The 25,716-nt window shown below is 54.6% G+C and carries 24 protein-coding genes and 1 riboswitch; of the genes, 8 read left to right on the forward strand and 16 right to left on the reverse strand.

Going from position 1 to position 25,716, the window contains the following annotated elements; translation table 11 throughout:
- Nucleotides 1–33 precede the first annotated feature (33 nt).
- The 5 genes from ACYQ15_RS16705 to ACYQ15_RS16725 all read right to left on the reverse strand — a co-directional run bounded on the left by ACYQ15_RS16705 (nucleotide 34) and on the right by ACYQ15_RS16725 (nucleotide 7,520).
- On the reverse strand, nucleotides 34–2,301 hold the full coding sequence (locus tag ACYQ15_RS16705) for an efflux RND transporter permease subunit (protein WP_459938636.1): 2,268 nt from the start codon (nucleotides 2,299–2,301) through the stop codon (nucleotides 34–36).
- A gap of 143 nt (nucleotides 2,302–2,444) precedes the next feature.
- On the reverse strand, nucleotides 2,445–4,055 hold the full coding sequence (locus ACYQ15_RS16710; RefSeq protein WP_459938637.1) for an FAD-binding oxidoreductase: 1,611 nt from the start codon (nucleotides 4,053–4,055) through the stop codon (nucleotides 2,445–2,447).
- Nucleotides 4,052–5,278, reverse strand: a complete 1,227-nt coding sequence (locus ACYQ15_RS16715; protein WP_459938638.1) for a glycosyltransferase — start codon at nucleotides 5,276–5,278, stop codon at nucleotides 4,052–4,054. The genes ACYQ15_RS16710 and ACYQ15_RS16715 overlap by 4 nt, the downstream gene beginning before the upstream one ends.
- A gap of 391 nt (nucleotides 5,279–5,669) precedes the next feature.
- Nucleotides 5,670–6,365 carry an acyltransferase gene (locus tag ACYQ15_RS16720; protein WP_459938639.1) on the reverse strand — a complete coding sequence of 232 codons (696 nt, stop codon included), beginning with the start codon at nucleotides 6,363–6,365 and terminating at the stop codon, nucleotides 5,670–5,672.
- A gap of 360 nt (nucleotides 6,366–6,725) precedes the next feature.
- Nucleotides 6,726–7,520: a PEP-CTERM sorting domain-containing protein gene (locus ACYQ15_RS16725; protein WP_459938640.1), complete on the reverse strand. Its 795-nt coding sequence runs from the start codon at nucleotides 7,518–7,520 to the stop codon at nucleotides 6,726–6,728.
- Between the two features lie 1,188 nt (nucleotides 7,521–8,708).
- Between ACYQ15_RS16725 and ACYQ15_RS16730 the strand changes: the two genes are divergently transcribed.
- Both ACYQ15_RS16730 and ACYQ15_RS16735 read left to right on the forward strand, forming a co-directional pair.
- On the forward strand, nucleotides 8,709–9,017 hold the full coding sequence (locus ACYQ15_RS16730; RefSeq protein WP_459938641.1) for a hypothetical protein: 309 nt from the start codon (nucleotides 8,709–8,711) through the stop codon (nucleotides 9,015–9,017).
- Between the two features lie 434 nt (nucleotides 9,018–9,451).
- Nucleotides 9,452–9,865, forward strand: coding sequence for a Ros/MucR family transcriptional regulator (locus ACYQ15_RS16735; RefSeq protein WP_459938642.1), 414 nt, complete (start codon nucleotides 9,452–9,454; stop codon nucleotides 9,863–9,865).
- Nucleotides 9,866–10,149: 284 nt separating this feature from the next.
- Here ACYQ15_RS16735 and ACYQ15_RS16740 read toward each other — a convergent pair whose 3' ends face one another.
- The 8 genes from ACYQ15_RS16740 to ileS all read right to left on the reverse strand — a co-directional run bounded on the left by ACYQ15_RS16740 (nucleotide 10,150) and on the right by ileS (nucleotide 16,781).
- Nucleotides 10,150–10,452 carry an MTH1187 family thiamine-binding protein gene (locus ACYQ15_RS16740; protein WP_459938643.1) on the reverse strand — a complete coding sequence of 101 codons (303 nt, stop codon included), beginning with the start codon at nucleotides 10,450–10,452 and terminating at the stop codon, nucleotides 10,150–10,152.
- Complete coding sequence (locus ACYQ15_RS16745) at nucleotides 10,449–11,162, reverse strand: ATP-binding protein (protein WP_459938644.1); 714 nt, start codon at nucleotides 11,160–11,162, stop codon at nucleotides 10,449–10,451. Before ACYQ15_RS16745 ends, ACYQ15_RS16740 begins: the two co-directional genes overlap by 4 nt.
- Nucleotides 11,153–11,686: a PilZ domain-containing protein gene (locus ACYQ15_RS16750; RefSeq protein ID WP_459938645.1), complete on the reverse strand. Its 534-nt coding sequence runs from the start codon at nucleotides 11,684–11,686 to the stop codon at nucleotides 11,153–11,155. The genes ACYQ15_RS16745 and ACYQ15_RS16750 overlap by 10 nt, the downstream gene beginning before the upstream one ends.
- On the reverse strand, nucleotides 11,683–12,132 hold the full coding sequence (locus tag ACYQ15_RS16755; protein WP_459938646.1) for an NIL domain-containing protein: 450 nt from the start codon (nucleotides 12,130–12,132) through the stop codon (nucleotides 11,683–11,685). Before ACYQ15_RS16755 ends, ACYQ15_RS16750 begins: the two co-directional genes overlap by 4 nt.
- 107 nt (nucleotides 12,133–12,239) lie before the next feature.
- Entirely contained in the window at nucleotides 12,240–13,145 is a 906-nt protein-coding gene (ybgF, locus tag ACYQ15_RS16760; protein WP_459938647.1) for a tol-pal system protein YbgF, read from the reverse strand.
- Nucleotides 13,142–13,357: a PLD nuclease N-terminal domain-containing protein gene (locus ACYQ15_RS16765; RefSeq protein ID WP_459938648.1), complete on the reverse strand. Its 216-nt coding sequence runs from the start codon at nucleotides 13,355–13,357 to the stop codon at nucleotides 13,142–13,144. The genes ybgF and ACYQ15_RS16765 overlap by 4 nt, the downstream gene beginning before the upstream one ends.
- A gap of 72 nt (nucleotides 13,358–13,429) precedes the next feature.
- Nucleotides 13,430–13,933 carry a signal peptidase II gene (lspA, locus tag ACYQ15_RS16770; RefSeq protein WP_459938649.1) on the reverse strand — a complete coding sequence of 168 codons (504 nt, stop codon included), beginning with the start codon at nucleotides 13,931–13,933 and terminating at the stop codon, nucleotides 13,430–13,432.
- Nucleotide 13,934: 1 nt separating this feature from the next.
- Nucleotides 13,935–16,781 carry an isoleucine--tRNA ligase gene (gene ileS, locus ACYQ15_RS16775; protein WP_459938650.1) on the reverse strand — a complete coding sequence of 949 codons (2,847 nt, stop codon included), beginning with the start codon at nucleotides 16,779–16,781 and terminating at the stop codon, nucleotides 13,935–13,937.
- A gap of 199 nt (nucleotides 16,782–16,980) precedes the next feature.
- Between ileS and ACYQ15_RS16780 the strand changes: the two genes are divergently transcribed.
- The 3 genes from ACYQ15_RS16780 to ACYQ15_RS16790 all read left to right on the forward strand — a co-directional run bounded on the left by ACYQ15_RS16780 (nucleotide 16,981) and on the right by ACYQ15_RS16790 (nucleotide 20,195).
- Nucleotides 16,981–17,730: a sulfite exporter TauE/SafE family protein gene (locus ACYQ15_RS16780; protein WP_459938651.1), complete on the forward strand. Its 750-nt coding sequence runs from the start codon at nucleotides 16,981–16,983 to the stop codon at nucleotides 17,728–17,730.
- A gap of 341 nt (nucleotides 17,731–18,071) precedes the next feature.
- Complete coding sequence (gene rdgC / locus ACYQ15_RS16785; protein WP_459938652.1) at nucleotides 18,072–19,178, forward strand: recombination-associated protein RdgC; 1,107 nt, start codon at nucleotides 18,072–18,074, stop codon at nucleotides 19,176–19,178.
- A gap of 378 nt (nucleotides 19,179–19,556) precedes the next feature.
- Nucleotides 19,557–20,195, forward strand: coding sequence for a 3D domain-containing protein (locus ACYQ15_RS16790; RefSeq protein ID WP_459938653.1), 639 nt, complete (start codon nucleotides 19,557–19,559; stop codon nucleotides 20,193–20,195).
- Here ACYQ15_RS16790 and ACYQ15_RS16795 read toward each other — a convergent pair.
- The 3 genes from ACYQ15_RS16795 to thiE all read right to left on the reverse strand — a co-directional run bounded on the left by ACYQ15_RS16795 (nucleotide 20,135) and on the right by thiE (nucleotide 22,660).
- Entirely contained in the window at nucleotides 20,135–20,620 is a 486-nt protein-coding gene (locus ACYQ15_RS16795; RefSeq protein WP_459938654.1) for a biotin synthase BioB, read from the reverse strand. The two genes, ACYQ15_RS16790 and ACYQ15_RS16795, sit on opposite strands and share 61 nt — an antisense overlap.
- An 85-nt stretch (nucleotides 20,621–20,705) precedes the next feature.
- The gene (gene thiC / locus ACYQ15_RS16800) at nucleotides 20,706–22,010 is read right to left on the reverse strand and encodes a phosphomethylpyrimidine synthase ThiC (RefSeq protein WP_459938655.1); all 1,305 of its coding nucleotides are present in this window, start codon (nucleotides 22,008–22,010) and stop codon (nucleotides 20,706–20,708) included.
- Complete coding sequence (gene thiE / locus ACYQ15_RS16805) at nucleotides 22,007–22,660, reverse strand: thiamine phosphate synthase (RefSeq protein ID WP_459938656.1); 654 nt, start codon at nucleotides 22,658–22,660, stop codon at nucleotides 22,007–22,009. The genes thiC and thiE overlap by 4 nt, the downstream gene beginning before the upstream one ends.
- Nucleotides 22,661–22,851: 191 nt before the next feature.
- Nucleotides 22,852–22,953, reverse strand: a riboswitch (TPP riboswitch).
- Nucleotides 22,954–23,341: 388 nt separating this feature from the next.
- On the opposite strand from thiE, the gene ACYQ15_RS16810 reads away from it, so the two are divergent.
- The 3 genes from ACYQ15_RS16810 to ACYQ15_RS16820 all read left to right on the forward strand — a co-directional run bounded on the left by ACYQ15_RS16810 (nucleotide 23,342) and on the right by ACYQ15_RS16820 (nucleotide 25,569).
- A complete protein-coding gene (locus ACYQ15_RS16810; RefSeq protein ID WP_459938657.1) occupies nucleotides 23,342–23,938 on the forward strand; it encodes a hypothetical protein in 597 nt (198 codons plus the stop codon).
- Nucleotides 23,939–24,354: 416 nt separating this feature from the next.
- Nucleotides 24,355–24,807 carry a hemerythrin domain-containing protein gene (locus ACYQ15_RS16815; RefSeq protein WP_459938658.1) on the forward strand — a complete coding sequence of 151 codons (453 nt, stop codon included), beginning with the start codon at nucleotides 24,355–24,357 and terminating at the stop codon, nucleotides 24,805–24,807.
- A 96-nt stretch (nucleotides 24,808–24,903) separates the two neighbouring features.
- On the forward strand, nucleotides 24,904–25,569 hold the full coding sequence (locus tag ACYQ15_RS16820; RefSeq protein WP_459938659.1) for a DUF3341 domain-containing protein: 666 nt from the start codon (nucleotides 24,904–24,906) through the stop codon (nucleotides 25,567–25,569).
- Nucleotides 25,570–25,716: the final 147 nt, after the last annotated feature.

Raw genomic sequence — 25,716 nt, forward strand, 5'->3', positions numbered from 1 at the left:
CTCGAATGACTCAATAGTTCGCGTGCTGAGTAGTTACGTCGCTGGGCGATCTTTTTTCAGCAGGATAATCGCCGGTAGAAGAATCAGGTCTCCGATCAGGGCCGTGATCATCACCATTGCGCTGAGCAGACCGAAGTAGATTGTCGGCACAAAATTGCTGAAGACCAGTACGCCGAATCCGATGCTCAGGATGACGGATGTCGTGACAATGGCCAGCCCCTTGTTCACCACGGCCTGTTCCAAAGACGCCGCAATGGGCAAACCTGCCTTACGTTGCGTGTCGTACTCCATCAGAAAATGAATCGTGTCGTCCACGGCAATTCCCAGGGCAACCACTGCAATCAATGCCGTGGATGTATCCAGTGGAATGCCCAACAGACCCATGATGCCGAAATTGACCAGCAGGGGAAAAATGTTAGGCACGAAACTGAGCAAACCCATCTTTATGGAACGCAGCACCAGGAACATGATCAGGGCGATAACGCCCACCGCCAAGGCCAGACTGGCCATCAGGCTGTCCAGCAAGGCCTGGATCACGTTGACCTGCTGCACCACGTTTCCGGTGATCCGAATGGTGATGCCTTCGGTTTCCAGTCCTGCCAAAAATATTTGCGTCGCCTCAATCAACTCCGCCTGCCTGGCCGAGCTGGTTTCGGACAGGCGCAGCACGATCCGGGCATGATCAAAGCTTCTGTTGATGTAGTCGTCGATGTCTCGTGAGTCATACAACAGCAGGTACTGGGCGATCAGCTCCCTGTTCTCTGGCACGACGTAATAGAGCGGGTCTTCATCGTGAAAGGACTTGTTCATGTCCTTGATGTAGTCGGCAAACGAAAGCGAGGTATCCACGCCGGGCAAATCGTGCATGAACGACTGGATGGCGTCCAGAAGCAGCAGGTTTTCCGGCTCGCTGAACGCGAAATCCGAGGCGGCGCGAAGCGAAATGTCCATGGTTGCCACACCGCTCAGGTGTTGCTGCACGAAATCCAGATCCTGGCGCAACGGACTTTCTTTCTTGAAATATTCCAGCAGATTCGTCTCCATCTGGATTTTGCCGGCAAACCATCCGGAGCCAATGGCTACAAACAGAATTACGAAACAGATTCGGACATGCTGTTTTCGCACAAATCGGCTTGTCGCATGCAAGATTCCGGAAAGCCCGTGATCAGTACGTCTGTCTCTGTAAAGCTTCGATGGGTTGCAAAACAGAATCAGCGGAGGAAGCAGAAAAAAGGAAAAAAAGAATTCCAGGAGCATCCCCATGGAGGCCACATAGGCGAACTCGCGGATCGGAAGCAGGGAGCTCACAGACAGCGAGAAAAACCCCACTGCTGTGGTCAGCGATGTCAAAAAGCAGGGCAGGATCACCTTGTCCAGAACCCGTTTCAGGGCCGCGTGCTTGTCCGGTTCAGCCTCCAAAATATTCCTGTCGAGATAAGAAAAAATATGGACCGTGTCGGCCAGGGCAAGGGCCATGACCAATGAGGGCACCACCGACGTCACATTGTGCATTGCCGTGCCGGTGAGGGCCATGAAGCCCATTGTGGCTCCAAGACAGAACATGATGTTGACCATGGCCAGAATTGTCAGCCGAAGATTTCTGAAAACCGCCAGGATGACCAATGCCACGAGGGTGATGGTCAGGGGAATGAACGTGGCCAGATCCTGCTGGACATAACGGCTCAGAAAGACATTACTGACCGTGTTTCCGGCAAGGTGAAACCGTACGCCTTCGACTTCATGTTCTGCCAACATGGTGGCGACGTCATCCAGGAACCGTTTCCGGAATTCATGGTCTTCCGGATATTCATGAGGATAGACGATGATCGCGAGGGTTTGACCATCCCTGGAAATCAGGTTGTCCAGATACAGCGGCGTGGACATTGCCTGTTCCCTGAGTCGCTCCAATCCTTCCCTGGTATCTGGAATGGTCTCCAGAAACGGCCGCACATCAAAAAATTCCTGGGCTCCGTCGACATAGTCCACATTGGCCAGGCTCTTGACGTTTCTTGTGCCGGAATGGCTTTCCAGCTTCCGGGTCAGATCACGCAACCGGTGCAGATTCTGCACGGTAAAGACGTCCGGCTGCCGAAAGGCGATGACAAAGAACTCATCCTCCCCGAAAATTGAACGAATTTCCTGGTAGTAGGCAAAATCAGGGTCATCATCGACCACAAAATAATCCACGTTGTCGATGGTGGTCAGCGAAGGTATTTGGAGAAAGAAAAACAGCCCCACCAGGACACTGATCACAAGGGAGGCCACGGGGTGTCCCACGACGAATCCACTGATCCGCTTCATGGCAACGCCTCGCTGACAGCGGCTGATGGAGATGTCTGGAAAAAAATCAGGTCGAGGGTCCGCATTTCAGGCTTGCCTCACGATGGAGCAGGACTTTGGGATGTAACGACCAAACGCCGAACCAGACGCCGAACCAAGCCAAATCAGACGCCGAATGGATCGTAGCGCCCCCTGGCGATGGTCATGTCCGGGTCCAGAGCTTTCTTCAGGTCGTGCACAACCTCCCAGAAGACATCTGATTCCCGGGCCAGATGGGGCATGGAGGCGATGGATGTCCGGTAGGGAATGTAGCCGGCGCGCATCACTGTATCGAACAGGGTTTCGTAACAGGCCAGCGCCCGGGTGGTTTCTTCCGGATCGTCGCGGTTGTAGGCGATGGTGGATACGGCCACCATGGCGCGTTCCGTAATCAGGGACACGGTGATCAGGGGCTCGAAGCCGTATTCCAGAAAAATCGGCGACAATTTGCGCACCAGGTCCGCGGCGGCAGTCCCGGTCATGGGCATGATCGGTGAAATCCACAACAGACCGGCGTTGTTTTCCAGTGGATCAAGGGAAGTCGGCTCCTCCCGACCGCTGATGCGCCACAATGTTCCGTACAAAAACGCATCCGTGGGCTGTCCCTGGAGCAGACCTCCAACCTTGATCAGGGCGCCGAGCTTCACCTGCCACTCCTTCAACCATCCCCGCCGTTGCAGCATTCCGAGCAGATTGCGGGCCAACGAAAGGGACGTCGTCCCGATAAACCGCACTCGGCCCAATGGGCGCAAAGCCTTGCGGATCTCCTGGCGAGTCACCCGCACTTCGCTTTTGCTGCCGTAGGTGGCGCCGCTGACATTCCAGGCTCCGAAGCCGCCCTTCTCTCGCATGGATCGACGTAGTTCCTCGGGAAGCGGCGTTTTCCCTTCGGCTTGATTCCAGGGATAGCGTTGGAAGGATGAGATGATCCGCAGGTCGTTTCCGATATGCACGAGACTTTTGACCTGTCCGCGCAGCTTCAGGGGCCGCAGGGCCTCAACCATCCGGGGCAGATCGTCGTCCTTGGGCATGGACAAAAAGAACATATTGAAGCATTCCGGCCTGGGCATCAGCCAGATTCCCATTTGGGTGACAATGCCCAGGTTGGACTGGGTGAACAAACCATCCAGATACGGGCCGATCGCCCATTTGAAGACATGGGTGGCCTTGGCTTCCCGATAATGGCCGTAGCCTGTCCTGAGCACCCGCCCGTCCCCCAGAACCACCTCCATGCCGCAGGAGTGATAGAAATGATCCCCATACGGTGTGTGGCCAAAGCCTCGCTCCAGAGTATTGCCGACTATGCTAGCCTCGGGGCCGGAACCGGTGCAGTCGAACCAGAGCGGCAAGTTCCTGCTTTGCAGATAATCGTAGAGCTGTTTCTGGGTCACGCCCGGTTCGATCACGGCATAGGCCAGCTCACGGTTGACCTCCAGAATGCGGTTCATCCCGGCGAGATCCATGATCACCTGCCCGCTGGTCACGGCGCAGGCATCCCCGTAGCCCCAGTTTTTCCCGCGGCTGATGGGATAAAGACTGATCCCGGTCCGGCGGGCAATGGCAACGATTTCCTGCACCTCCCGCGTGGTATGGGGATAAACAACACCCAGGGGCGTGGTGCCTGCCGGCAAGGTGCAGCGGGAGTACAAACTGATGACGTCCTGATCCCGGCGGGCCCGTTCCGGACCGAGCAATGCCTGCCATCCCTGGAAAGCTTGATCAATATCCGGCTTCACGACAAATCCTTTGATGAGATCTTATGGATAATGACGGTTTCCGTGGGTGAGCGCATCTCATAGGTCACCCCGCGCCAGGTGATGCGATTGGTGAACAGGGAATGGATTGTGTTCACCAGGGCCAGCATGGATGCCGGAGGCGCCAGCAGCAGGTATTTCCAGGCCGCGCCACGGATTCGTTCCCTGAATCTGGGCAGCATTTGCTCCACGGCCGGAAGCAGGAGATACCCGCCGATCATTTCCATGGGCGCCATGGCCAGCATCAGCAGTGCGCCAGCCACGATCAACGGATCACGCACAATTCCCAACAAAAAGGCGACCACCAGAATCGCACCGAGGCAAAGAATGGCGTTGCCCAACCCGTGCGCCAGGGCAATGGTCCGCCACAGCGCCGGGTGATAGATCCGGGTAATCAGGGTCTGGCGATTGGTCCATTCCAGCATTTCGGAAAAGCTGCAGTCTTCATGGATGGCCACCAGGCACTGGGGCACGAACCGGATCTTCAAGCCATTTTCCCGTACGGCCAGGGTGATGGTCATATCGTCGGAAAGGGCCGTGCGCCAGATCCCGGCAATGCCGCATTCATCAAAGACGGCTTTGCGAATCGCCATGGCCCCTCCCCAGGCGTAATTTGCCCGGGGATCAGTGAGAAAGACCACGCCGCCTCCGTTCCAGGCCGAACGCAGATAGGACCAGAGCCCGCCCTTGACCGGAAGATACCAGCGAAATCCCGTGGAAAGTCCCACGCCGGTCTCATTCAGGGGCTGGACGAGACGTTGCAGGAAATCCGGATCAGGCCGGGCATCCGAATCCAGAAAAACCAAAATTTCGGAATCAGGAGCCACAACCTCCAGGCCCCGCAATTGGTTGTTCACCTTTTGACTGCGGCCCTGGGCCACCCCGGCGACTTCCAACCGCGCGGACACTTCTGGGTGTTCGTGAATCAGTTGTCGAAGCACCGGATAGGCCGGATCATCGTCCTGAGCCGTGACGAATATGAGCTGAAAACTCTGATAATCCTGCTTGAACAGCGCAGAGATGTTGGCCTTGAAATCAGGATCGAGTCCCTTGCATGGGACAATCACGGAAGCCCTGGGGCCGTGGTGACCAAGTGGCTTGCCGAGATCCTCGGAAATGTCTCGCCTGAACCGGTGGGCCAGAACAATGGGCATGGTTGAGGCCGCCAAGGCCAGGATGCCGATGATCAAGATCAGAATGTTCATGTGTGGATGTGGTAATTCAGCTAATTAAAGCAGACTTGATTTGATTTGACGTTGAGTCATACAATTCAGAGTACGCAAAATGCACAAAGGACGGCAAAGCAAGCAACAAAACTCTTGAAGCCGCACTGGGCATTCCCCAGTTCGTAACTGTTCAACTCATCCGAGAAAAATCGGACTGGATACCGGCCTTCGCCGGCATGACTGAACTGGTAAAGAACATGGTAAAATACGTCATTCCGGAGAAAGCCGGAATCCAGCGCTGGCGAGCGAGCACAGAGCACGAGCTGAATAGCTACCCCAATTCAAGCTATCCGTAGATGTTTCATAGATGTTCCATCCTTCGTGTCCTTCCTGCTCTTCGTGGTACCCCACATGTTGTCCAATCTGTTTGTTACGTCTGAGTTGATCTCTCAGGCTGCATATCTCGCTGTCCGATCTTTTTGGCTGGAACACCGCCCCATATTTCTCCTGGCCCGACCCTGCTCCCCTTCGTGACAACCGCGCCAGGTGCCACAATGGCTCCGTCTCCGATCCGGACATCCGGCAATATGACGGAGGTCCCGCCAATTGTGACCTCGTCGCCGACAATGATTCGCCCCAAAGTCACCTCATTGCCGACAACAGTGTGCGCTGTGAGGATGCAATCCTCTCCAAGCATGGAATAGTTGCCGACTTCCACCAATGTCGGCTCCAGAATTTTACCTCCGACCATGACGGATTTTCCGACTTTGGCACCGATCATGGAATAGGCCATGCCGCGCATGTTCACGGGGACGAGACTGGCATTGATCAATGGCCAGAGATGAACCACATAAAGAAAACCAAGCAACTTCCAGACCAGCGATCGACTATCGGTTCCCAGGACGAAGACGCCTTCTTCAAGAGGCCAGAATACACGGAGAAAATACAAGATGCCAATGGTTGACAAGACGAAGACAATACAAAAAATTACGATCAGGAAAACAGCCTGAAATCCATGAGGCAACATCACCGGACCATGTGTCAGCCAGGCGGCGCCCACCCCCAAGCCCACACATGCAGCGCTGCAACAGGTGCTCAGCAGGATATCCGAAAACGTTATCTTCATGACCTTCTCCAATGGTTCATGAAAAAATCACCTACTCATGCGTCTCGAAGTTATTTGAGATGTAGATGTACTGTAACTACGCAGCTAAAACCCAGTTGCCTTGATTTAGCGGCCTCGCAAACTTCTCGCCGGCTTGGTAAACATTGAATCCATTGCTCTCACAATCAACGTTTGTGCATTAAGTGTCCGGAAATGATACGTGAACGAATCCTGACTCAATCAAACATTCGAGAGCGCAAAGACCAGACTCGGGCCAATCCAATTTTTAATGTGAACTTTGGTTGTACTCTGTGCTCCAAAGCAAGAAAGCCGCCTTGCATAGCAAGGCGGCTTTCGCTTGGCAATTGGCGCCATCAAAAACTAGCCTTCACGCCGCCTGATTCTTGCAACGCCGGCCAACCCCAGGAGGCCGATGCCCAGCAAGAGGATCGTTCCGGGTTCAGGAATCACGTACGCCTGGGCGGAAGCACTCTGGGTATTGAAGTTCCAGGTACCAGTGGAAGGCGAATTAAAGCTTTCCAGGAAGACATCATAAAGGCCGAAGAAGAGGTTGGAGTCAAATAACTTCTCGAACTCTCCGCCAATTACGTTCAAATATGATATGGTTTGGTTGGTTGTGCTACCATCAAAAAGATTGATCTGCATCGTGACATTTTCATCAGCAGGTACAGCACCTGTAGGTACACCTAAAACGCTCTGTCTTGTTTCGATTGAGCCAGGAGCGAATTCGAGATCCAGAATGAGGTCTCCTGCGGTAAGAGCGTTTCCGAACTGGAATGGGCCCTGTGAATTGGCTGTCTGATACACACTCGGATCGTTCAGCCACATCTGTGCCCATCCGCCTGTGAGGTATCCGACGTTAGCTACCGGTTCTTGGTAAAGTGTCAGGCCACCGAAGCGAACATTTAGGTGCTGGGTTTCCTCACCTCTGATCCAGATTTCGTTTGAAGCTTCATTAGTATCTGGATCCCACTCCTGGATCGTTTGAACAGCTAAAATTCCCCAAAGCGCACCTGTATCCACATCCGTGTGTGAGTAGCCATTCATGAGAAACTGCTTTCCACCCAGTGTGAAGGTAAGGGCCTTGGCATTTCCGACCAAGAACATTCCACTTAACAATACCGCTGCCATAAAAATCGTAAGAATCCGTTTCATGACTTTCACTCCTTTTGAAAAATTTTGAAGTTATGACTGCCGCCTTTTGTCCTATTGCCAGTGAGAGCAAAGGGCATGCCATAAAATAATTACTTGAAATTATGGAACAATAATGCCTCTGGATGAACACAAAAAATGAACTGTAAAATTTATCGACACAATATATCCTGGAGGATGAACGAGTCGAAGCTCTTGGTCCGCAACCATCCGACAGAACAAAACTGTTCAATATTTCAAGATCCTGTGAGAAGCCCGCCCCCGACATTCAATTTTAATGACTACATTTCCATCGCCGTTTCATATCTACCTATTCATCCCTTTCCCTGGCGATCTGCCTGAATATTTCATAATACTTCGGGATATCATTGAAAAATAAGTGTAAAGAATCCTGACAAGCCTGAGTGTAAAAAAACTCGACAAGAAATAATTACGCCTTCAGATCATTCACGGAAGGATCTGGTTGTTGGTTTTTCCGCTCTCTGATGGCTGGTTGATTCGAAAATCGTTCATCCCACACCCGTTTCTCCAGGTAGCCAGTTTGTTTTTGAACAGATCGGAAGAGGCATCTGGTGGAACGAAGGCGTCGAGGAATTTTTGCGAGGCGTAAACACGCCGGCCGGCCTCAGCTACAAATTGCATCGCTATAAATCTTGGTTGTTGCCTACCATCCCTCTCTCCTCAGCGACTCTCTCTTTGGCAAACCATCACGCACCCTGACCATGAGGCGAATCATGAGGTCTCTATCCTGCTTGCACAGGGCCGAATTGCAGACTGTGAGAGAGATTCGCCTAGTTGGCTCATGGGGTTGCTGAGCCTGGCGGTATGGAAGGGATTGTGACTTGTTCTTGGGTAGGGTTGATGAGGAGTAAAGCTTAAACCTGACAACATCTATGATGTTCAAAAACAAGGCCGATACGAATAAATACCGGTTGTCCGGCAAATATGAGCATCTCTTGCAATCCTCTCCGACAAACACATGAAACGTGCGACAGGTGTTCGCCGCGCCTCATTGGGATGAGGACCGAGATGGCGTTGCCAATAGCCGTCCATTGCTTGGCTGATCAGGAGCAAAAGCTTTACCCGCAGGGTAAATGTTCAAGAGCAGGATTGAGAGTTTTACGCCAACGAGAGAAAAAAGTGTTCAACACCTGTCCAGGAAGGTTTTTGAAAGCCTGACAATCCATAGCCTTGTACATCGAACCCGGATTTGAAATCACCGCGCGCCTGGTGTCCGGCAACCGCATCATCCGTTTCCTTGCATCCCATGTTTTCAGCAACCCTCTGGAAGTTGCAGTTTACGACGGAAATGAAATTTTTAGTGATCAGGTTTCTGCTTGCAACCCGCTGGGTTTCAATTCACCGCTTTTTTTGTCCGAACAGCTCCCGCTGAACGTATTACGCGATTATCCACGTACCTTGAACAGTTTATTTTTGTTGTGTTCAAACACCACACTTGCAACACTTTTGTTGCATGCAACGCATGTGTCTGGTGCATGATTGACCCTTTTCATGTACCTGCCACACCTTAACAACATAGTAGAAATACAACACATTGGCGCATCGAACAAAGACTTGAAGCAGATGGGCATGGAAGTTGCTAAGTAGGACGTCAATATGGATAACGGTTTTGGCCGATCAAATGTGGACACCCCATATAGGGCAGCAGATAACAAGGAATGGATGTGCAAGGCCGCTGACTCAATCCCGATATACGCTTCGAATCAAGTCGGACTGCGGCACCTTTCTCAGGAACCTTGAGTTGGACTTTCGGCTCGTAAGTTCTGCCGAAGGCAGTGAGTCGCCGGCAAGCGAAATTTCTTTTCAATCAGTGAACGGAGATGCAGCGCGAAAGACTCATGTTTAAAATGCCTCGCGTTGTGGACAAATACTTCCCTTTTAACATGAATCAACATTCAACACAGGAGTAAACCATGGACGAATTCGTGAAACAATCGCTGGAAATCGTGAAAGCACAGGCTGGAATCCGACCGATGACGGAAGAAGAAATGACTTCCATGGTCATGAAGATGTCGTCCAGCTTAAAGATTGCTTCGGATATCGGATCAGGCATTGCCAGCATGGATGAATCCAGTCCCGAGCTGCAGAGTGATCCCAGGAAAGTGATCAAGGAAAAATCCATAACTTGCCTAGAATGTGGCAAGAACTTCAAAGTGCTGACAAAAAAGCACCTTGCCTCTCACGAAATGACTCCGGATGAGTATCGAGAAAAATACGGCTACAAGAAGGGAACTTCCTTGATCGCCAAAGGTCTTTCCAAGGCGCGGCGAAAGAAAATGCAGGAGATGGAGCTTTGGAAGAAACGCGGAACCAAGCCCGGGAAATAATGTTTTTCGACATTTCTCCGTTATCATCTCGTTTTGAACGCAGCTGTATGCAGAGATGAGGGAAGGGTTCGGTTGCGACGATACTCAGGCAATTGCCATCGACAGGAAGAGTGACAAGGAATTCCGGCAGGATCTTCCAGCGGAACAGGATCAAAAAAAAGGCTCTCTTAACAGAGAGCCTTTTTTTGGGCCACGGTATCGACAACCGTGACGACACCAATGCCGTTCCGGTTTCTGGGACTTCAAATCTCACCAGGTTGAAGGACCAGCTGGGTGTGGGGACATCAAGTCGACGTCAGATGCGCCTGAACCGATCGCACTTTTGCCTGCATGGCATCAACACGGTCGCGGCGGCAATCCAGACGGAGATAGACCAGAATCCGGTCACAGTCCTTGGCCAGATCGCTTTGACAACGGCTGACTACATCCAGAACCTGATGCCATTCACCTTCAATGACTGTGGACATTGGGCCCAATCGATACTCCAAGCCGCTTTGCTCAATGATGGCCACGGCCCTAGCCACGTACGGCGCCAGGCTGTCGCCTTTGTCCATGGGAAAAATGGAAAGTTCCGCCAGTACATTCATGATGTTCCTCTCTCTCCGGGACGTGCCGGAACAATAAGTTGCACGGATAACGAATCGCCCTCCAAAGCTGCCTTCCAGTCCCAACCCAGGCTTGACGTCAAAGCCAGCACATCGGATTCATGCCGGATGGGCAAAGTTGACTCTTGCACCGCCTTGGATTCAGGAGCGATATGGTACTGAAACTCGACTCCTTCTGGCATGGGGCGGATTTGCAAGCGCAATCGATACGTGATCTGAGCATGCGTCTTTTGACAGAGATCGAGGAGGGCAATCAACGGTTCCTCCAGACACCATGTAATGGCCAGAGGCACTGCCCGAATGTGCGGCGGTGCCGGGTTCAGGACAATGGTCGACGTGAAATTATGCTTGAAAAAAAGATGACACCGCCAGAATTCGAGAAACCAGTTTCCGTAGTGTACGGGGTCGATCAACTGGTTATCTCGGCTTGTGTAGACATCGCGCCAGGAAAGCACATCAAGCTGTGACTTCAAGTCCTCCCCGATGTGTTGCAGCCGGGTACACTTGTCGCGCAGGGTGGAACGACTGGCTTCCAGGTCATTTTTGGCTAGAGCGTTCAAAAAAAGTTCGGTCTGCATGGTCAGGACGTGCAGGGGGTTGTTCAGGTTGTGCACTATGCCGCTGAGCATGCTTCCGGCAGCACTCTGAGAGCGTTCGGCAGCGAAATCCAAAGCGGAATCGCTCAGGACCATTGTTTGCTCTCCCTGATCCGTTCACGCTGTTGTTGAAAGACAAAGCGAACGATGGCTTCGCGGTCCGCCTCACGAATGGACGTGAAATCAACGGCCCAGGCCGCCGACCCATTGCGTTCGTCCCGGCGATGAATGCGGCCCATGGCTCCGGCAATCTGTAACGGGAACTGACTCAGGAACAGGACCATCTCCAGTCGCTCGTCCAAAATGAATTCCCGATCGGCAAGGAAAATCAGGCCGGCTCCGCTGATTTCGATGATATTCATGGGTACCGGAAAGGTATTCTGGATAAGTTCCTGGTTGGCAAGACTCAGCAGCATGTCCAGTTTGGAATTGATGGTTTCCAGGAAGTCCAACAGTGCTTCCGGCAGATTTCCTGCCTTGGGACGGGTAGCCATGCTTTGCGTCTGTTCGCAGCCGTGACAGCCTCGATATAGGGGTAGCGCATCTCCAGGCGGAAGAATGCGCAATCTGCCTTGAAAAAATGTGTCAACCCTGGAGTAGTTCCTCTTTTGCTCGCTCATGCCTCCTCCGTAAGCGCCTCCCAGATTCCGTTTTCCGTTTCCAGCACCATGGCCTTCACCGGACACAGACTCGTGCACAAGCCGCAAACAGAACATTTTTCACGCAAAAACAGGACTTCACGAGTAGCAACATCCATGCGCAACGATTTGGTGGGACAAAGGGCTGTACACAGCCCGCAATGAACGCAGGATTTTTCCACCCGACGGATCTTGTGCGCAACCGGCGTGATGCTGACACCATGATCACGCAGGTAACGGAGGCCCTGGCGACACTGTTCCTTTTCGCCGATGATCTCGATGGTCATCTGGCCTTCCTGCTTTGGAGAAATGCGCGCCTTGAGTATGTTGAACGTCAACCCGTATACCCGGGCCAAATTGCAAACCACAGGCTGGTTGGAGACGTCGGGGGGAAAGGACAGGCAGATGGTTTCCTTGGTTTCTGACATTGATGGGTCCTTGAGTTGGGGCAAAGGGCAAGGGGTTATGGGTTATGGGCTATGGGATGAACGTTGGTTCTGGACTATCGCCTATCGCCCCTTGCCCCTCGCCCTTATTAATTCCTCTGCTCAGCCAGTAAATTTTTCGCTCTGGCGGCTTCGGGCTGATCCGGGAAGCGGTTGATCAGGTCTTCCAGAACGAGGGTGCCGGCCCGATCTTTGCCCAGCCGGAAAAAGGAGACGCCCTGCTTGAGCATCGAGGCAGCATACTTGTTGCTTTGTGGATGCTTGCTGATTACGTCCTGGTAGGCAAGCACGGCCTGCCCATAGTCCTCCATCTGAAAAAAGCTTTCGCCTTGCCAGAACAGGGCATTGGAAACCAGGGGGTGATCAGTGAAGGTGCGGGCGAATTCATCCCACATTCTTTGGGCCTGCGCATAATCGCGGCTGTGGAAAGCATCCAGGGCCCGGTCGTATAAAGCCTGAGCCGTGTCGTCGGTTATGGGCGGTTGAGGCCGTCCCGGCGCGGACAGATCAGGCTCCAGCATGGCGCGCTGATCAGGTCGGCCCGCTGTGCCCGGCTCCGCGCCTGGGGCATCGGTCGGTCGCGGTCCCAGATCCAGAGCCAGCTGGCTGGCGATCATGGTCACGGATCGGTCCAGAAAGGCAACCTGGCGCCCAAGATCGGCGACCTGCCCCTCGCCTTGTCCCCGGCGATCATTCTGGAGCATGAGCTGGAGTTCCTCTATCTGACCCTGCATGGTGGCTGTCTGTATCCGCAAACTTTCGATTTCAGCCCATAAGTTGGCCTGGGTGGCGCGCAAAGGAGTGCTCACGCCCTCCATTTCCGCCAGCAGGCTCGTTAACTCCTGATCCAGCGCTGTCAACTGCCCCTGCAGCCGACGCTGCTGCTGATCCTGATCCCAAACACGAGCCGACAGGGTGTCGACTTCGGTTCTGGAAACCGTGCAGGCAGATACGAGCAGGCTGAGAAATATGAGTATGATCAAAGATAGTTTCATTGCTTCCTCCGAGCTCTTTTACGTCCCCAGAACAAATATGCCAGACCGCCCAGTACAGGTACGAATACACTGACCGCGATCCAGACCATCTTTTCCTGATGCGTGGCGAAATCGGCATGAAAAGAGTGCCAGATGGCCCACAAATTTGGTAAAATCGGCAAGGCAAGCAAGGCCAGAATCAATATCAGTTGCGACGGCGGCAGGTCGAACATGGTCTTCCTTTGTTCATGAAGTGATTGAAGAGCGCCCCATGCGTGCGCAAGCAGCATGGAACATGGTTACGATTAGCTGTCCTTATCCTCGGTCAGGCCGTATCGCCGCGTGCGGTATACCGACACCAGAAGCAGGATGGACCCGATACTGATGGCCACGTCCGCGACATTGAACGCCGGCCAGTGATACTGGCCGATATAGAAATCCAGGAAGTCAATCACTTCCCCTAACCGGATTCTGTCCACCAGATTGCCCATTGCGCCGCCCAGAATCAATCCCAGGGCAGTAAACAGGACGTTGTCTTCCCGGGGTACCGTGCGCAGCAGATGCAGAATCAGGACAACAGCCAGGGCGGTGACGGCCATGAAAAAATACGGGCGCCACGCGGCATCCAGGTCGTGCAGAAAACCGAAGGCCGCCCCCTTGTTCAACACATGTACCAGATTGAAGAAACCTGGGATGACGGTCTTGGAAGACCAAAGGGGCAATGCGGAGGCCACCCAGAGCTTGGTGATCTGGTCCAGCACCAGCACGACCAGGCCTAGAGATAAAACGATTCGGTACCGAGGCTGCATCTTATCGGTCCTCCAAGGCTGCCTGACAGCGGGGACAGACCTCGCTGGGACCGATAAAGGGCTTCGCCGCATCCTCGCCATTTTCAATCCCCGGCGCAAGTTCCTCGCTGAACACCCAGCAACGGGGACACTTCTCTCCGGGCGCTGGGGCCACGCCGATGCGCAATCCGCTGACCTCCTGACTGGTGAAGGCGTCCTCGGGAGCATCACTCTCCGGTTTTACCGTCACCTTGGAAACGATGAACACTTCCCGCAGCATCGAAGACATGGACCGCAGCACCTCCAGCAGATCCTCATGGGCGTAGAGGGTCACTTCTGTGGCCAGGGAATGCCCGACAACGCCTGATTTGCGAACCGGTTCAATGGCCTTGGTCACTTCCGAGCGAACCTGGACCACCGTCTCCCAGGCCTGACGCTCCTCGGCGGGCATTTTCCCTGCTGCATCAGCCTGAAAACGCAAGCCGAACACGCTGGACGAGCCCGCACGGTATTCTTCCGGCAGGTGCTGATAGATTTCTTCAGCGGTGAAACTCAAAACTGGAGCCATGTCCGCCAGCAACCCCTCCAGCAGGCGCCAGAGCACGGTCTGGGCGGAACGCCGGTCCAGGCTGTCCGTGCCGGAGACATAGAGCCGGTCCTTGACGATATCCAGGTAAAACGCGCTCAGATCCGTGACGCACATATTGTGCAGGGTGTGGAAGACCTTGTGGAATTCGTACTGGTTGTAGGCCTCGACAATCCTGGCGTGCCGCCTGGCGAAAAGGTCCAGGGCAAAGCGGTCCAGGGGCGGCATCTGTTCCAAGGCCACGGTATGTTCCGCGGGACGAAAGTCAAACAGGTTGCCCAACAGAAAGCGGCAGGTGTTCCGAATCCGGCGATAGGCGTCCACGAGCCGGTTCAGGGTTTCCGTGGAAATACGCACATCGTCCTGGTAATCTTCCGAAGCCACCCACAACCGCAAAATTTCCGCGCCGAACTGCTTGATGATTTCCTGGGGCGCGATAACGTTGCCCACGGATTTGGACATCTTGCGGCCATTGGCATCCACCACGTAGCCATGCGTCAGGACCGCTTTGTACGGGGCAATGTCCCGGGTGCCCACCGAGGCCAGCAGGGAGCTGTGGAACCAGCCCCGGTGCTGGTCCGAGCCCTCAAGATACAGGTCCGCAGGAAAGCGGCACTCCGGGCGCTGTTCCAGAACCGCGGCGAAACTTGTGCCGGAATCAAACCAGACATCCAGGATATCGTCCTCTTTCTCCCAGTTTGCCGCACCACAGTCCGGACAGGCCAAACCTTGAGGCGCGACATCCTCCAGGGGCGCCTCGAACCAGTAGTCGGCTCCGCGTTCGTGATCGGCAAACCGGTCCACCACAGAGAAGACCCAATCCGAATCGGTATAAGTATGCCCGCAGTCCTTGCAGATCAGAGCAACGATGGGCACGCCCCAGTTGCGCTGGCGGGAGATGCACCAGTCCGGGCGGTTGGCGATCATGTTGTGGATGCGCTCCCGACCCCAGGAAGGAATCCAGCGCACGTTCTCGTCGATCTCATGCAGGGCCTTTTGGCGCAAATCATCGACCTGCATGGAGATGAACCACTGCATGGTGGCCCGGAAAATGACGGGCTTGTTGCAACGCCAGCAATGGGGATAGGAGTGGGCGATGCGCTCCTGGGCCAGCAGGCGGCCGGATTGGGTGAGAATCTCGATGACTTTGGGGTTGGCGTCAAAGACGTTCAAGCCGCCCACGATCTCGGTCTGAGCGTAGAAGCAGCCGCGGTCGTCCAGCGGGGACAGGGTTTCCAGGTCGTAGCGCAGGCCGGTTTCATAGTCGTCGCGTCCATGGCCGGGGGCCGTGTGCACGCAGCCTGTGCCGGCTTCCAGAGTAACATAACTGGCCAGAACTATTGGGGAGGGCCGATCATAAAAGGGGTGGCTCGCCTGCAGGCCTTCCAGCTGCTGTCCCGGGGCCTTGCCCACCACTTCGGCTTCCTGCCAGGCGAAGGTTTCCCGCAGTTTGGCAACCAGGTCCTCGGCCACGATGAAGCACTGATCCGCAACGCGAACAAGGACGTAGGAAAAGTCCGGATGCACGGCCACGGCCATGTTGTCCGGGATGGTCCAGGGCGTGGTGGTCCAGATCACAATGGAGGCGTTGGCGCAGTCCGTATCTGAAAAAACTTCACCCAGTTTGGGGTCGTTCAGCGGGAAGGCGACATAGATGGACGGTGAGCTGTGTTCGGCATATTCCACCTCGGCTTCGGCCAGTGCGGTTTCACAGGAGCAGCACCAATGCACCGGCTTCTTGTTGCGCACCACCGCGCCCTTGGCCATGAAACGGCCCAGTTCCCGGGCCGTGGCTGCCTCGTAAGCCGGCTTCATGGTCATGTAGGGATCGCCCCATGCTCCAAACACTCCCAGACGCTTGAATTCCTCACGTTGAATGTCAAGGTATTTCCAGGCGTATTCTCGACAGCGCCGCCGGATTTCCAGGGTGGAGACGGACTTCTGCTTCAACTTGAATTCCTGCTCCACCTTCAATTCGATGGGCAGGCCGTGACAGTCCCAGCCGGGAACATATTCCGCGCGCAAGCCCTGCATGTTGCGGGATTTGACGATAATGTCCTTGAGGACTTTATTCAAAGCCGTTCCCAGGTGAATATGACCGTTGGCATAGGGAGGTCCGTCGTGCAAAACATATTCCTGTGCTCCGGCATTGGCCTCGATCATGGATTGATATGCATTGATTTCTTCCCAGAAAGCCAGCATCTTCGGCTCGTTCTGATTCAGGTTGGCACGCATCGGAAAAGTTGTCTGCGGCAGATTCAATGTTTTTTTGTATTCGGTCATGGCATGCCTTTCATATTAAGGTATCGTGTGAAAAGAGCAGTCTTAAAAAACACCGCAAATATTTGAATTATGCAGCCCCGGAAGTCAAGGTGATCAGCTTTGCCGGCACCGAAACTCGGACTTCGAACAGCAACCTCTAGATATACCATCTTTCTTCAAAGAAATACACCTCCAACACATCAGCCATTGGAATGATCTGATGATATTCCCATATGCCATTGTCTTTTTCGCGGCCTTGGTGCTGACGATGATCGGACTGGGCGGCGGTTTGATCTTTGCTCCATCCTTCCTGCTTCTGGGCATGCCCCAGACCGAGGCCGTGAGCGCCTCGTTGCTCCTCAATGGCCTGGCCGCCCTTTCCGCCACCTTCGTTTACATGCGCAACGGCCTCGTGGACATTCCCGTTTCCGTGCCCCTGATCGGCGGCTCCGTGCTGGCTGCTCCGTTGGGCGCACTTTTGACCCATCATCTATCCGCTCATTTTATTTTCGCGGCCATGGCGGTGATTCTTTTCCTGGCGGCCTTGCGCATGCTTTTTGTCGGCAAGGTTACGCCGCAACGAAACGAAATGAGCGTTTTGCGGAAAGTTTTCCTGGGGGTGTTGATCGGCATCCTGATCGGGTTTCTGGCTGGGTTGCTGGGGATCGGCGGCGGAATTTTCGTGGTGCCCCTGCTGATTTACGTACTCAAGATCGACACGAAAATTGCCGCTGCATCCTCGGCCTTCATCGTCTGTTTTTCGTCCTTCGCTGGTTTCCTGGCTCATTCAAGTCTGGCCTCTCCCGACTGGACGTTCATCCTCACTGCATCCCTGCTCGCCATTGCCGGAGGCCAGATCGGCTCCAGGATCATGATCCAAAAACTCCAAAGCCGTTCGATCCGCATCCTGTTCGGCTTGGTTCTTCTTGTCCTGAGTGCCAACTTGCTTCACCAGGTCATCATGGGATAAACGCGGACCCGTTATTCCGGCATTTATCCCGGCAACGCCGACGCAAGATGAAATGGACAAGTTGCGCCTCTTTTCTGTTCAATCCTCCCCCATGCGAGTAAGAACCGGCTTGAGCTTGCGGGATCATGGGCAGATTGAACCGACACGATAACGAAATTTCAAGATCCAACGTAACCATTCAGCACATACTCTGTGCTCACTCGCCAGCTCTGGATTCCGGCTTTCGCCGGAATGACGTATCGTACCACGTCCTTGCCAAGTTTAGTCATGCCGGCGAAGGCCGGAATCCAGCCCGTTTTCGGATACGCTGGGTGGTTACGATCAAACAACAAGGAGCATAAATGGGTTTCTGGAGCACATCGACGCAGGTGGCCCGGTTCATAGTGGGCAAGCTGGAGCTTTCCGACCTCAAGGAACAGCTTACGGCCTTTTCATTTCAGGATATCGAAGATACGGCCGAGGAGCTTTCCTTTGGCTGGACATCCATCGATGACATGGACGACACTGCCTTTGAGCGTTCGCCCGTTGAGCGTGGGGCGCTGCATGGCTGGTCCTTGCGCATCGACACCCGCAAGATCAAACCCGCGGTCTTGAGCCGGCTGGTCAAGAAACGGATCGCCGAGGAATCGGAGAGGGAAGGCAAGGCCTTATCCAAGGATCGGCGTCAGGAAATCAAGGACCAGACCAAGCTGCACCTGCTGACCAAGACCCCGCCCGAGCCCAGGGTGGTGGATCTGGTGCACGCGCCTCAGGACGGTCTGCTGTACGTGTTTTCCAACAACAAGTTCGCCCTGGAGACGGTCAGCGAGCTGTTCGAAAAAACCTTCGGGACGGAACTGGAGCGTCTGACCCCGGCCTGGCTGGCGCGACGACTGGCAGGGCAAAAGAGGGCCGAGGAAGTCTTTGAGGCCGGAATCGACGCGTATGACGTGCCCTTGCCGAATACCGTCCCGGCGCTCTTCCTGGCCCATTTGTTGAAAACAGCGGTGGCGGGCGAATCCATCAACGGCGTGCATCTGGACAGCGGCGGCAAGGTGGCCTTGGAAAAGCTCGTTGGCGAGAGTATGGAAAAATGCAGCGTTTCCGGCTGGCAGGGCGATCCCATGGGTGAGCTGCTCATCGCCATGGCCGATGCCAAACGCATATCAGCGGCCACCCTGATCCTGAACGATGAATCCACCCAGGAATCCTGGAACGCCGGGGTGACTGCGGGCTTTGAAACCACGGTCAAAACGCCCAAGGTGGACATCCAGGACAAGGAAGACGTCGACGGTCTGTTTCTGGAAAAGTTCTTCCTGATTGAACGCTTCTTCCAGATGTGGGACGATCTCTACCGGGATTTTTTGACATCCTGGACACCGGCTCTGGAAAACGAAATCATAGCCTGGGCCCAAGGCCTTGCTCCAAGCAGAGACGACGTTCCTCGTTCAGATCGTCAAAATCCATGACATTTCCATAGCTGCGTCCGCAATGGCCTGGACCTACCACTTGCAGGTTTCATCCGGGCCATTATCTATAAATTTTTGGCCAGCAACAGATCCGGCCAGCAGAGTCTTTTCCGGCTCCCGACAAACATAACCTCATCCGTCACCGCCTCAACCGCCCGTTGAATAGTTCCTGATCGCAACAACTCAATACACGTTCTGTTCTGCGCTCTTCCTCGGGTAATCGGCATCGGAATCTGGGTCGGGTCGGGGTCGAAATCCGTATTGGTCTCGGAAACATTGGGATGCTCCCCCCCGCATCCCGATACCGATCCAGATACGACATCGTTTCCGATGCCCCTCACTGAGTCGTTACCCATGATCTTATAATGGAAAGAAATCATGCGTTTCACGGTGCCAATAATACTTTTATTAACTCTGATGAACCTCTACCTTGTTCTCAAGGTCGTCATCAGTGACGGCACCCAGTTCGACAGCGACACAACCATGGTTTGCACGGAGTCGAACAACCTGGAGCTGCTCAAGGCACGGGATGAAATCGTGATCCTGCGGATGATCCTGGACGGGTATCGGGAAGGGAAAAGTCATCCCGCCCAGTTGCAGCAGGCCCTGGAAGAGATAGAGGAACTCAAGACGGTGCTGGCTGGATACAAGGCGGCCAACACTCACCGGCTGAGGTTGTCCGCGTATACGGCTCGCCCCGAGGAGACCAACGATGACGTGGAAAACACCGCAATCATGCAGACGCCCAGACCTGGCTGGACAGTGGCCGTCTCTCACGATCTCCGCGGATGGTTGGGCAAACGGGTCTACATTGAGGGTTTCGGAGTGCGTATAGTCAGCGACCTGATGAATGCCCGTTTCTCCAAATCAATAGATATCCTCGTACCCGACGTGGACACGGCGATTTCCATCGGGGTCAAGCGCAATGTGCTGGTCACCCTTATCGAACCACTTATTCAGGACGATAATGCTGTGGAGAGCAGTCTTATTGAGTTTCTGCAAGATGACAGCAAATGATTCGAAGGCTTCGCACTGCCTGGAGGCCCGGAAACAATGTAAGTTACTTTTTTGGGAGACAGGCGACCGCCGCTGGTGACCAGGCCGAAGCGGGGGATGCCCGATGCAAAGGCCGTCTCCCCTCGCCGGACCAGTTCATCCTCGGGAAGCAGAGGAAGCGGGGACAGATTTGTAGGATAATGGACGGACTGGGCGCAGAATGCGCAATCTTCACCACAACGTCCGGTCTTGGCGCTGGCAGTGGCGCAGACATGGATTTGTCCCGGAAACGAGGCCTCTTTCAACGCATGAGCCGCCTTGAGGAATCTCCCATCCAGACCTGTCCGCCTGTAGCCCGCTTCAGTCAGTTCATGCAGTTCCGCTCGGGAAAGCCCTCGCCGTGAAGCCTGTTCGGCCGCATGTTCAAAGAAAATATTTGTGCTCATGGAATATGGTATGTGAGGCTCCTTTCCGAAGAACATGTCGTAAAATGATTGTCAGTTCGGAATACTGAGTTATATTTTTGTCCTCTCAATCATCCAGTCGTATGTCCTTGCCTTCTTTGAGCCGTTTCATGGTTCGCACTGCGCACATCTTGCCGCACATGGTGCAGGAATCTTCGTGGGCCGGTCGGGAGGACTCCCGGTAGGCGCGGGCTTTCTCCGGATCCAGGGCGAGGCTGAACATGGCCTCCCAGTCCAGGTCGGCTCGGGCCTTGGACATCTTGTCGTCCCAGTCCCGCGCGCCGGGAATGCCTTTGGCGATGTCCGCGGCGTGGGCCGCGATGCGGGCGGCCATGATCCCTTCCTTCATGTCGTCCAGCGTGGGCAGGCGCAGGTGCTCGGCCGGGGTGACGTAGCACAGGAAGTCCGCGCCGGCGGCGCCGGCCACGGCCCCGCCGATGGCGCTGGTGATGTGGTCGTAGCCAGGGGCCACGTCCGTGACCAGGGGGCCGAGTACGTAGAAGGGCGCGCCGTGGCAGAGCCGTTTTTCCAGGACCATGTTCGCGGCGATCTCGTTCAGAGCCATGTGGCCCGGACCTTCGATCATCACCTGCACGTTGCGCTCCCAGGCCCGCTTGGTCAGCTCGCCCAAAACGATCATCTCCTGGACCTGGACCGCATCCGTGGCATCGTGCAACGATCCGGGCCGGCAGCCGTCGCCCAGGCTCAAGGTGACGTCGTGCTGGGCGCAGATCTCCAGCAGCCGGTCGTAGTGTTCGTAAAACGGATTTTCAGCGTCGTTCTCCTTCATCCAGGCGTAGAGCAGAGAGCCGCCCCGGGAGACGAGGGAGGTCAGGCGCTGCGTTTTTTCAATCCGCTCGGCGGTCAGCCTGTTCAATCCGCAATGGATGGTCAGAAAATCCACGCCGTCGTCCACATGGGCCTGGACCACGTCAAAGAACTCATCCGCGCTGATGTCGGACAGGTTCTTGTCGTAAAACCCCACGGCGTCGTAAATGGGCACCGTGCCGATCATGGCCCGGGACTCGGCGATCAATGTCTGGCGAAACTCCCGGGTCTTGCCGAAGCAGCTCAAATCCATGATTGCCTCGGCTCCCAGGCGCAGAGCATGACGGACCTTTTCCATCTCCAGGTCCATATCGCAGGCGTCCTTGGAAATGCCCAGGTTGACGTTGATCTTGGTGCGCAGTCCCAGCCCGACGCCCTCAGGATCGAGATGGGCGTGGTTGCGGTTGGCCGGAATGATTACCGTGCCCTGAGCCATGCGCTGGACCAAGGTTTCCAACGCCATGTTCTCCTTGTCCGCCACGATGCGCATCTGCGGGGTGATGATGCCCTTGCGGGCCGCGTCCATCTGAGTGGTCCAGCTCATGATCCGATCTCCTTTGAGGCTGAGTGCATGCGGTTGCGTAGAATCCGAACCTGCGCGGCGATGTCGTTGTGGCCGACGATTTCCGTGATCATGGCCACGCAGGCTGCTCCGCGCCGGACCACTTCCGCGATGTTGTGCTCCTTGATTCCTCCGATAGCCACAAAAGGAATCGTGAGGTTACCCACGACCCATTCCAGGTACTCCAATCCCACAGGCGCGCAAACGTCCTTTTTGGTTTTGGTGGCGAATATCGGGCCCACGCCGATGTAGTCCGCCCCGGCTTCCACCGCGGCCCGGGCCTGTTCCGGGCAGTGGGTGGACAGGCCGATGATCTTGCCTGGCCCGAGCAGGCGACGGACCACGGGAACGGGCAGGTCGTCCTGTCCGACATGCACGCCGTCCGCGTCCACGGCCTGGGCCACGGCCACGTCGTCATTGATCAGAAACAGCGCACCGGCCTTGCGGGTCATCTCCCGAATGACCTCGCATTCCCGGAGCTTCTCCCCGGCATGTTTGTATTTCTCCCGGTACTGGACCAGCTTCACGCCGGCGTCCAGCATGGCCTGAACCACGGCCACGTTGGACCGTCCCAGGGAGTGCTCCTCGCTGGTCAGGCAGTAGAGATCAACGTTGTGCAGCGGATTGTTCATGGATGGTCCTCTCATTATATCGCAATCAGCGGTTGAAATTGATGCGGATTTTGCTTGGCCTCAAGAGTCAGTCAAAATCCATGGGCGAAAAATTTGAAATGTCATGCAGGGGAAGGCGAAATCGGCGAAAACCGGAGGCCAAAAAAAAACGCCTTTTCGGGACCTGGAAATGCGGCATGGCGGTCCGAAAAGGCAGTATGTGGCTGCTTCCCTACGACGGCATGGTCCGTATCAGGTTCCAAGGGTCGGGGCAGACGCCCCCTCTCAGCCTCACGGCTCCCCCAGCAATGAAAGACACGTACTGCATCCTTCAGGACCTGTAAAGAGAAGCCGCGGCATGGCCCGGGCAGTTTCGCTCCCAATCCTCAGGCGCTATCCGGATCGAAATCGAAATCGAAATCGTAATCGAAGTCGAATCTGAAACTTTCCGATTACGATTGCGATTTCGATAGCGATTTCGATTGATGTCCACCCTGGAGACACGCCTTGCACCCTTCATGCACCTACCGTTCTGCGAGTATAATATTTCAGAGAACAAATCCGTCCTGGCGGTTGATCAAATGCATTGACACGCTCTGAGCGACTTCCTTATAGGTGTTATTTAATTGATTGGAGTGGTTGCGGTGTGTGGCGAACAGTTAGGCTTTGGGGTTTTCAACCTTTACTAACTTGGAGGGTGCGATGCTTCGTGTTTTGGTATTGATGTTTACCGTGTTTCTTTTCTGTTCACCTCTTTCCGTCATGGCCGATGATGTTCTGGATACCATTGAACAGGCGCTCACTTTGTACAAACAGGGAGACTATACCGCAGCAGCGGGGAATCTGGATTATGCGGCCCAATTGGTTCGCCAGAAAAAAGGCGGAAGGTTGGAAAGCTTTCTTCCCGATGCTCAGCCGGGATGGACGGCCGACGACGCACAATCCTCGGCCATGGCGGCAATGTTCATGGGCGGAGGCGTCACTGCCGAACGAGCCTATCACAGGGACGACGGCGAAGGCGAGATCAACATTTCAATAATGGCCGATTCGCCGATGCTTCAGGGTATCATGATGATGTTCAGCAATCCGATGATCGCCGCCTCCGCGGGTGCGAAGATGGAAACCATTGCCGGCCAGCGGGCCGTGGTCAACTACACTCCCGGCGATCGGCGCGGGGAGATCAGCATTGTGGTGGCCAACCGCATCCTGGTCGTGGTCAAAGGCTATAATGTCGAAAAGGATGATCTGACGAAGTACGTCAGCGCAATGGATTTTCAGGAACTGGCCAAGGTGGAGTAGCATCCGCATCGAGATCCCGCTAGCAAGCTTGCGATATTTTTTTGATAGTACCGTATTGCGGCTATCAGCAAAGCTCGGACAGGTCGAACCTGTTCCGGGCTTTTTTTTGCGGTCTGAGCTGAAGGCACGTCTGGAATCGCACGGCGAAGCACAATATTTCCAAAGAGTTTAGCTTGGTCAGAAAACCGAATCGGCCTCCGCTACGATGAAGAATGCCGCTATACATTATCCCTTCACCATAATTACGGCTTTTCCCTAGTGACGATTTTGTCGAGGGAAAGGTAAAAACTTGCATAACCGGCTCTGGAACCTTCCCGATGCGTCAGTTCGATGTTGCAGCTATCATCTGTAATTCGATCTGAGTTTCATGATTCTCATGAGTCAGGTACAATCTTCAACCTTCAAGGAGAACAGAAATGAACAGGTTATTTCAGATGATTAAGAAAGATCATCAAGAGGTAAAGGGTATCCTCGGGAAACTGAAGGAGAGCAAGCAAAGCGATCACAAGAAACGTGAAGAATTGTTTCATACACTCAAGCAGGAACTGGTGCCGCATATGAAGGCCGAGGAGGCCATCTTCTACTCGCCGTTGATGGCCAAGAAAGAGGCCCGTGAAGAGGCCATGGAAGGCATGGAAGAACACCACGTGAGTGAGCTGGTCCTGAAAGAACTTGATAAGATGGCGAAGGACGATGACATGTGGGGGGCCAAGGTGAAGGTGTTCAAGGAACTTGTGGAGCATCATATCAAGGAAGAAGAATCGGAATTGTTCAAGGCCGCGGAAAAGGCGATGAGCAAAGATGAGCTCGATATGATGGCGGAGAAGGTTGAAGAGGAAAAGCAGAAAATCAAGAAAAAACTGAAGTAAGCGCAATGGAGGGAAGAGGTTGAAGGTTTCTTCTCCCTCCATGTCGATGTTGAAGGCAAACTGACAGGCAGCAATGTTATAAAATGGAGAACGATCATGGCTTCAAAAAACATCGCCGTTTACGGCATCTACCCAAGTCGTCCAATGGTTGAAAGGGCGGTGGACGAGTTGAAAAATGAAGGCTTCCGCAACACGGATATCTCCGTCCTTTTTCCTGAAAATATCGGCAACAAGGAATTCGCCATCGACAAATCCACGAAAGCTCCCGAAGGGGCAGCCACAGGGGCCGGAACCGGCGCGGTAATCGGGGGAGGCCTGGGATGGCTGGCGGGGATAGGGTTGTTTGCGATTCCTGGAGTTGGTCCCTTCGTTGCCGCGGGTCCAATTATCGCGGCACTGGCCGGCGTCGGCGCCGGAGGGCTGGTGGGGGGAATCGCCGGAGCCCTGGTGGGCATGGGGATCCCTGAATACGAAGCCAATCGCTACGAAGGCCGGATCAAGCAGGGCGGGATCCTGCTCTCCGTGCATGCCGACGACAGGGATTGGAAGAAAAAGGCCATGGACATCCTGGAGCGGACGGAAGCGGAAGATATTGGTTCCAAGGCAGAATCAAGAGCGGATCTGGATGCAACGGACAAACCCTATCCCGAGGGCGAGAAGGCTGTATCGCATACCACGACCGCCCACGGCGACCCGCAGGAAACGAGTTCGGGAGACCCAGTGGCCAAGTGGAGCAATGATCCGCGCACCCCAAACGTTTAGATGAACCGTCTGGCACGCTGGCATGTTTTTTCTGTCAGGGGAGATGCCTACTGGTTGAATTGTCTTGATTTTGAATCCTATTTAGCCATCATGTGGAACATTCCGGCATTCCTGCTGATCCCGACATGGAATATGTGCAACAAGTCG

This window comes from Desulfonatronum parangueonense (assembly GCF_054656975.1).

Bases quoted from the DNA above. Each gene is read 5' to 3' on its own strand.
- ACYQ15_RS16705 (WP_459938636.1), bottom strand. From the start codon at position 2,301: ATGAAGCGGATCAGTGGATTCGTCGTGGGACACCCCGTGGCCTCCCTT.
- ACYQ15_RS16715 (WP_459938638.1), bottom strand. From the start codon at position 5,278: ATGAACATTCTGATCTTGATCATCGGCATCCTGGCCTTGGCGGCCTCA.
- ACYQ15_RS16720 (WP_459938639.1), bottom strand. From the start codon at position 6,365: ATGAAGATAACGTTTTCGGATATCCTGCTGAGCACCTGTTGCAGCGCT.
- ACYQ15_RS16725 (WP_459938640.1), bottom strand. From the start codon at position 7,520: ATGAAACGGATTCTTACGATTTTTATGGCAGCGGTATTGTTAAGTGGA.
- ACYQ15_RS16735 (WP_459938642.1), top strand. From the start codon at position 9,452: ATGGACGAATTCGTGAAACAATCGCTGGAAATCGTGAAAGCACAGGCT.
- ACYQ15_RS16740 (WP_459938643.1), bottom strand. From the start codon at position 10,452: ATGAATGTACTGGCGGAACTTTCCATTTTTCCCATGGACAAAGGCGAC.
- ACYQ15_RS16745 (WP_459938644.1), bottom strand. From the start codon at position 11,162: ATGGTCCTGAGCGATTCCGCTTTGGATTTCGCTGCCGAACGCTCTCAG.
- ACYQ15_RS16750 (WP_459938645.1), bottom strand. From the start codon at position 11,686: ATGAGCGAGCAAAAGAGGAACTACTCCAGGGTTGACACATTTTTTCAA.
- ACYQ15_RS16755 (WP_459938646.1), bottom strand. From the start codon at position 12,132: ATGTCAGAAACCAAGGAAACCATCTGCCTGTCCTTTCCCCCCGACGTC.
- ybgF (WP_459938647.1), bottom strand. From the start codon at position 13,145: ATGAAACTATCTTTGATCATACTCATATTTCTCAGCCTGCTCGTATCT.
- ACYQ15_RS16765 (WP_459938648.1), bottom strand. From the start codon at position 13,357: ATGTTCGACCTGCCGCCGTCGCAACTGATATTGATTCTGGCCTTGCTT.
- lspA (WP_459938649.1), bottom strand. From the start codon at position 13,933: ATGCAGCCTCGGTACCGAATCGTTTTATCTCTAGGCCTGGTCGTGCTG.
- ileS (WP_459938650.1), bottom strand. From the start codon at position 16,781: ATGACCGAATACAAAAAAACATTGAATCTGCCGCAGACAACTTTTCCG.
- ACYQ15_RS16780 (WP_459938651.1), top strand. From the start codon at position 16,981: ATGATATTCCCATATGCCATTGTCTTTTTCGCGGCCTTGGTGCTGACG.
- rdgC (WP_459938652.1), top strand. From the start codon at position 18,072: ATGGGTTTCTGGAGCACATCGACGCAGGTGGCCCGGTTCATAGTGGGC.
- ACYQ15_RS16790 (WP_459938653.1), top strand. From the start codon at position 19,557: ATGCGTTTCACGGTGCCAATAATACTTTTATTAACTCTGATGAACCTC.
- ACYQ15_RS16795 (WP_459938654.1), bottom strand. From the start codon at position 20,620: ATGAGCACAAATATTTTCTTTGAACATGCGGCCGAACAGGCTTCACGG.
- thiC (WP_459938655.1), bottom strand. From the start codon at position 22,010: ATGAGCTGGACCACTCAGATGGACGCGGCCCGCAAGGGCATCATCACC.
- thiE (WP_459938656.1), bottom strand. From the start codon at position 22,660: ATGAACAATCCGCTGCACAACGTTGATCTCTACTGCCTGACCAGCGAG.
- ACYQ15_RS16810 (WP_459938657.1), top strand. From the start codon at position 23,342: ATGCTTCGTGTTTTGGTATTGATGTTTACCGTGTTTCTTTTCTGTTCA.
- ACYQ15_RS16815 (WP_459938658.1), top strand. From the start codon at position 24,355: ATGAACAGGTTATTTCAGATGATTAAGAAAGATCATCAAGAGGTAAAG.
- ACYQ15_RS16820 (WP_459938659.1), top strand. From the start codon at position 24,904: ATGGCTTCAAAAAACATCGCCGTTTACGGCATCTACCCAAGTCGTCCA.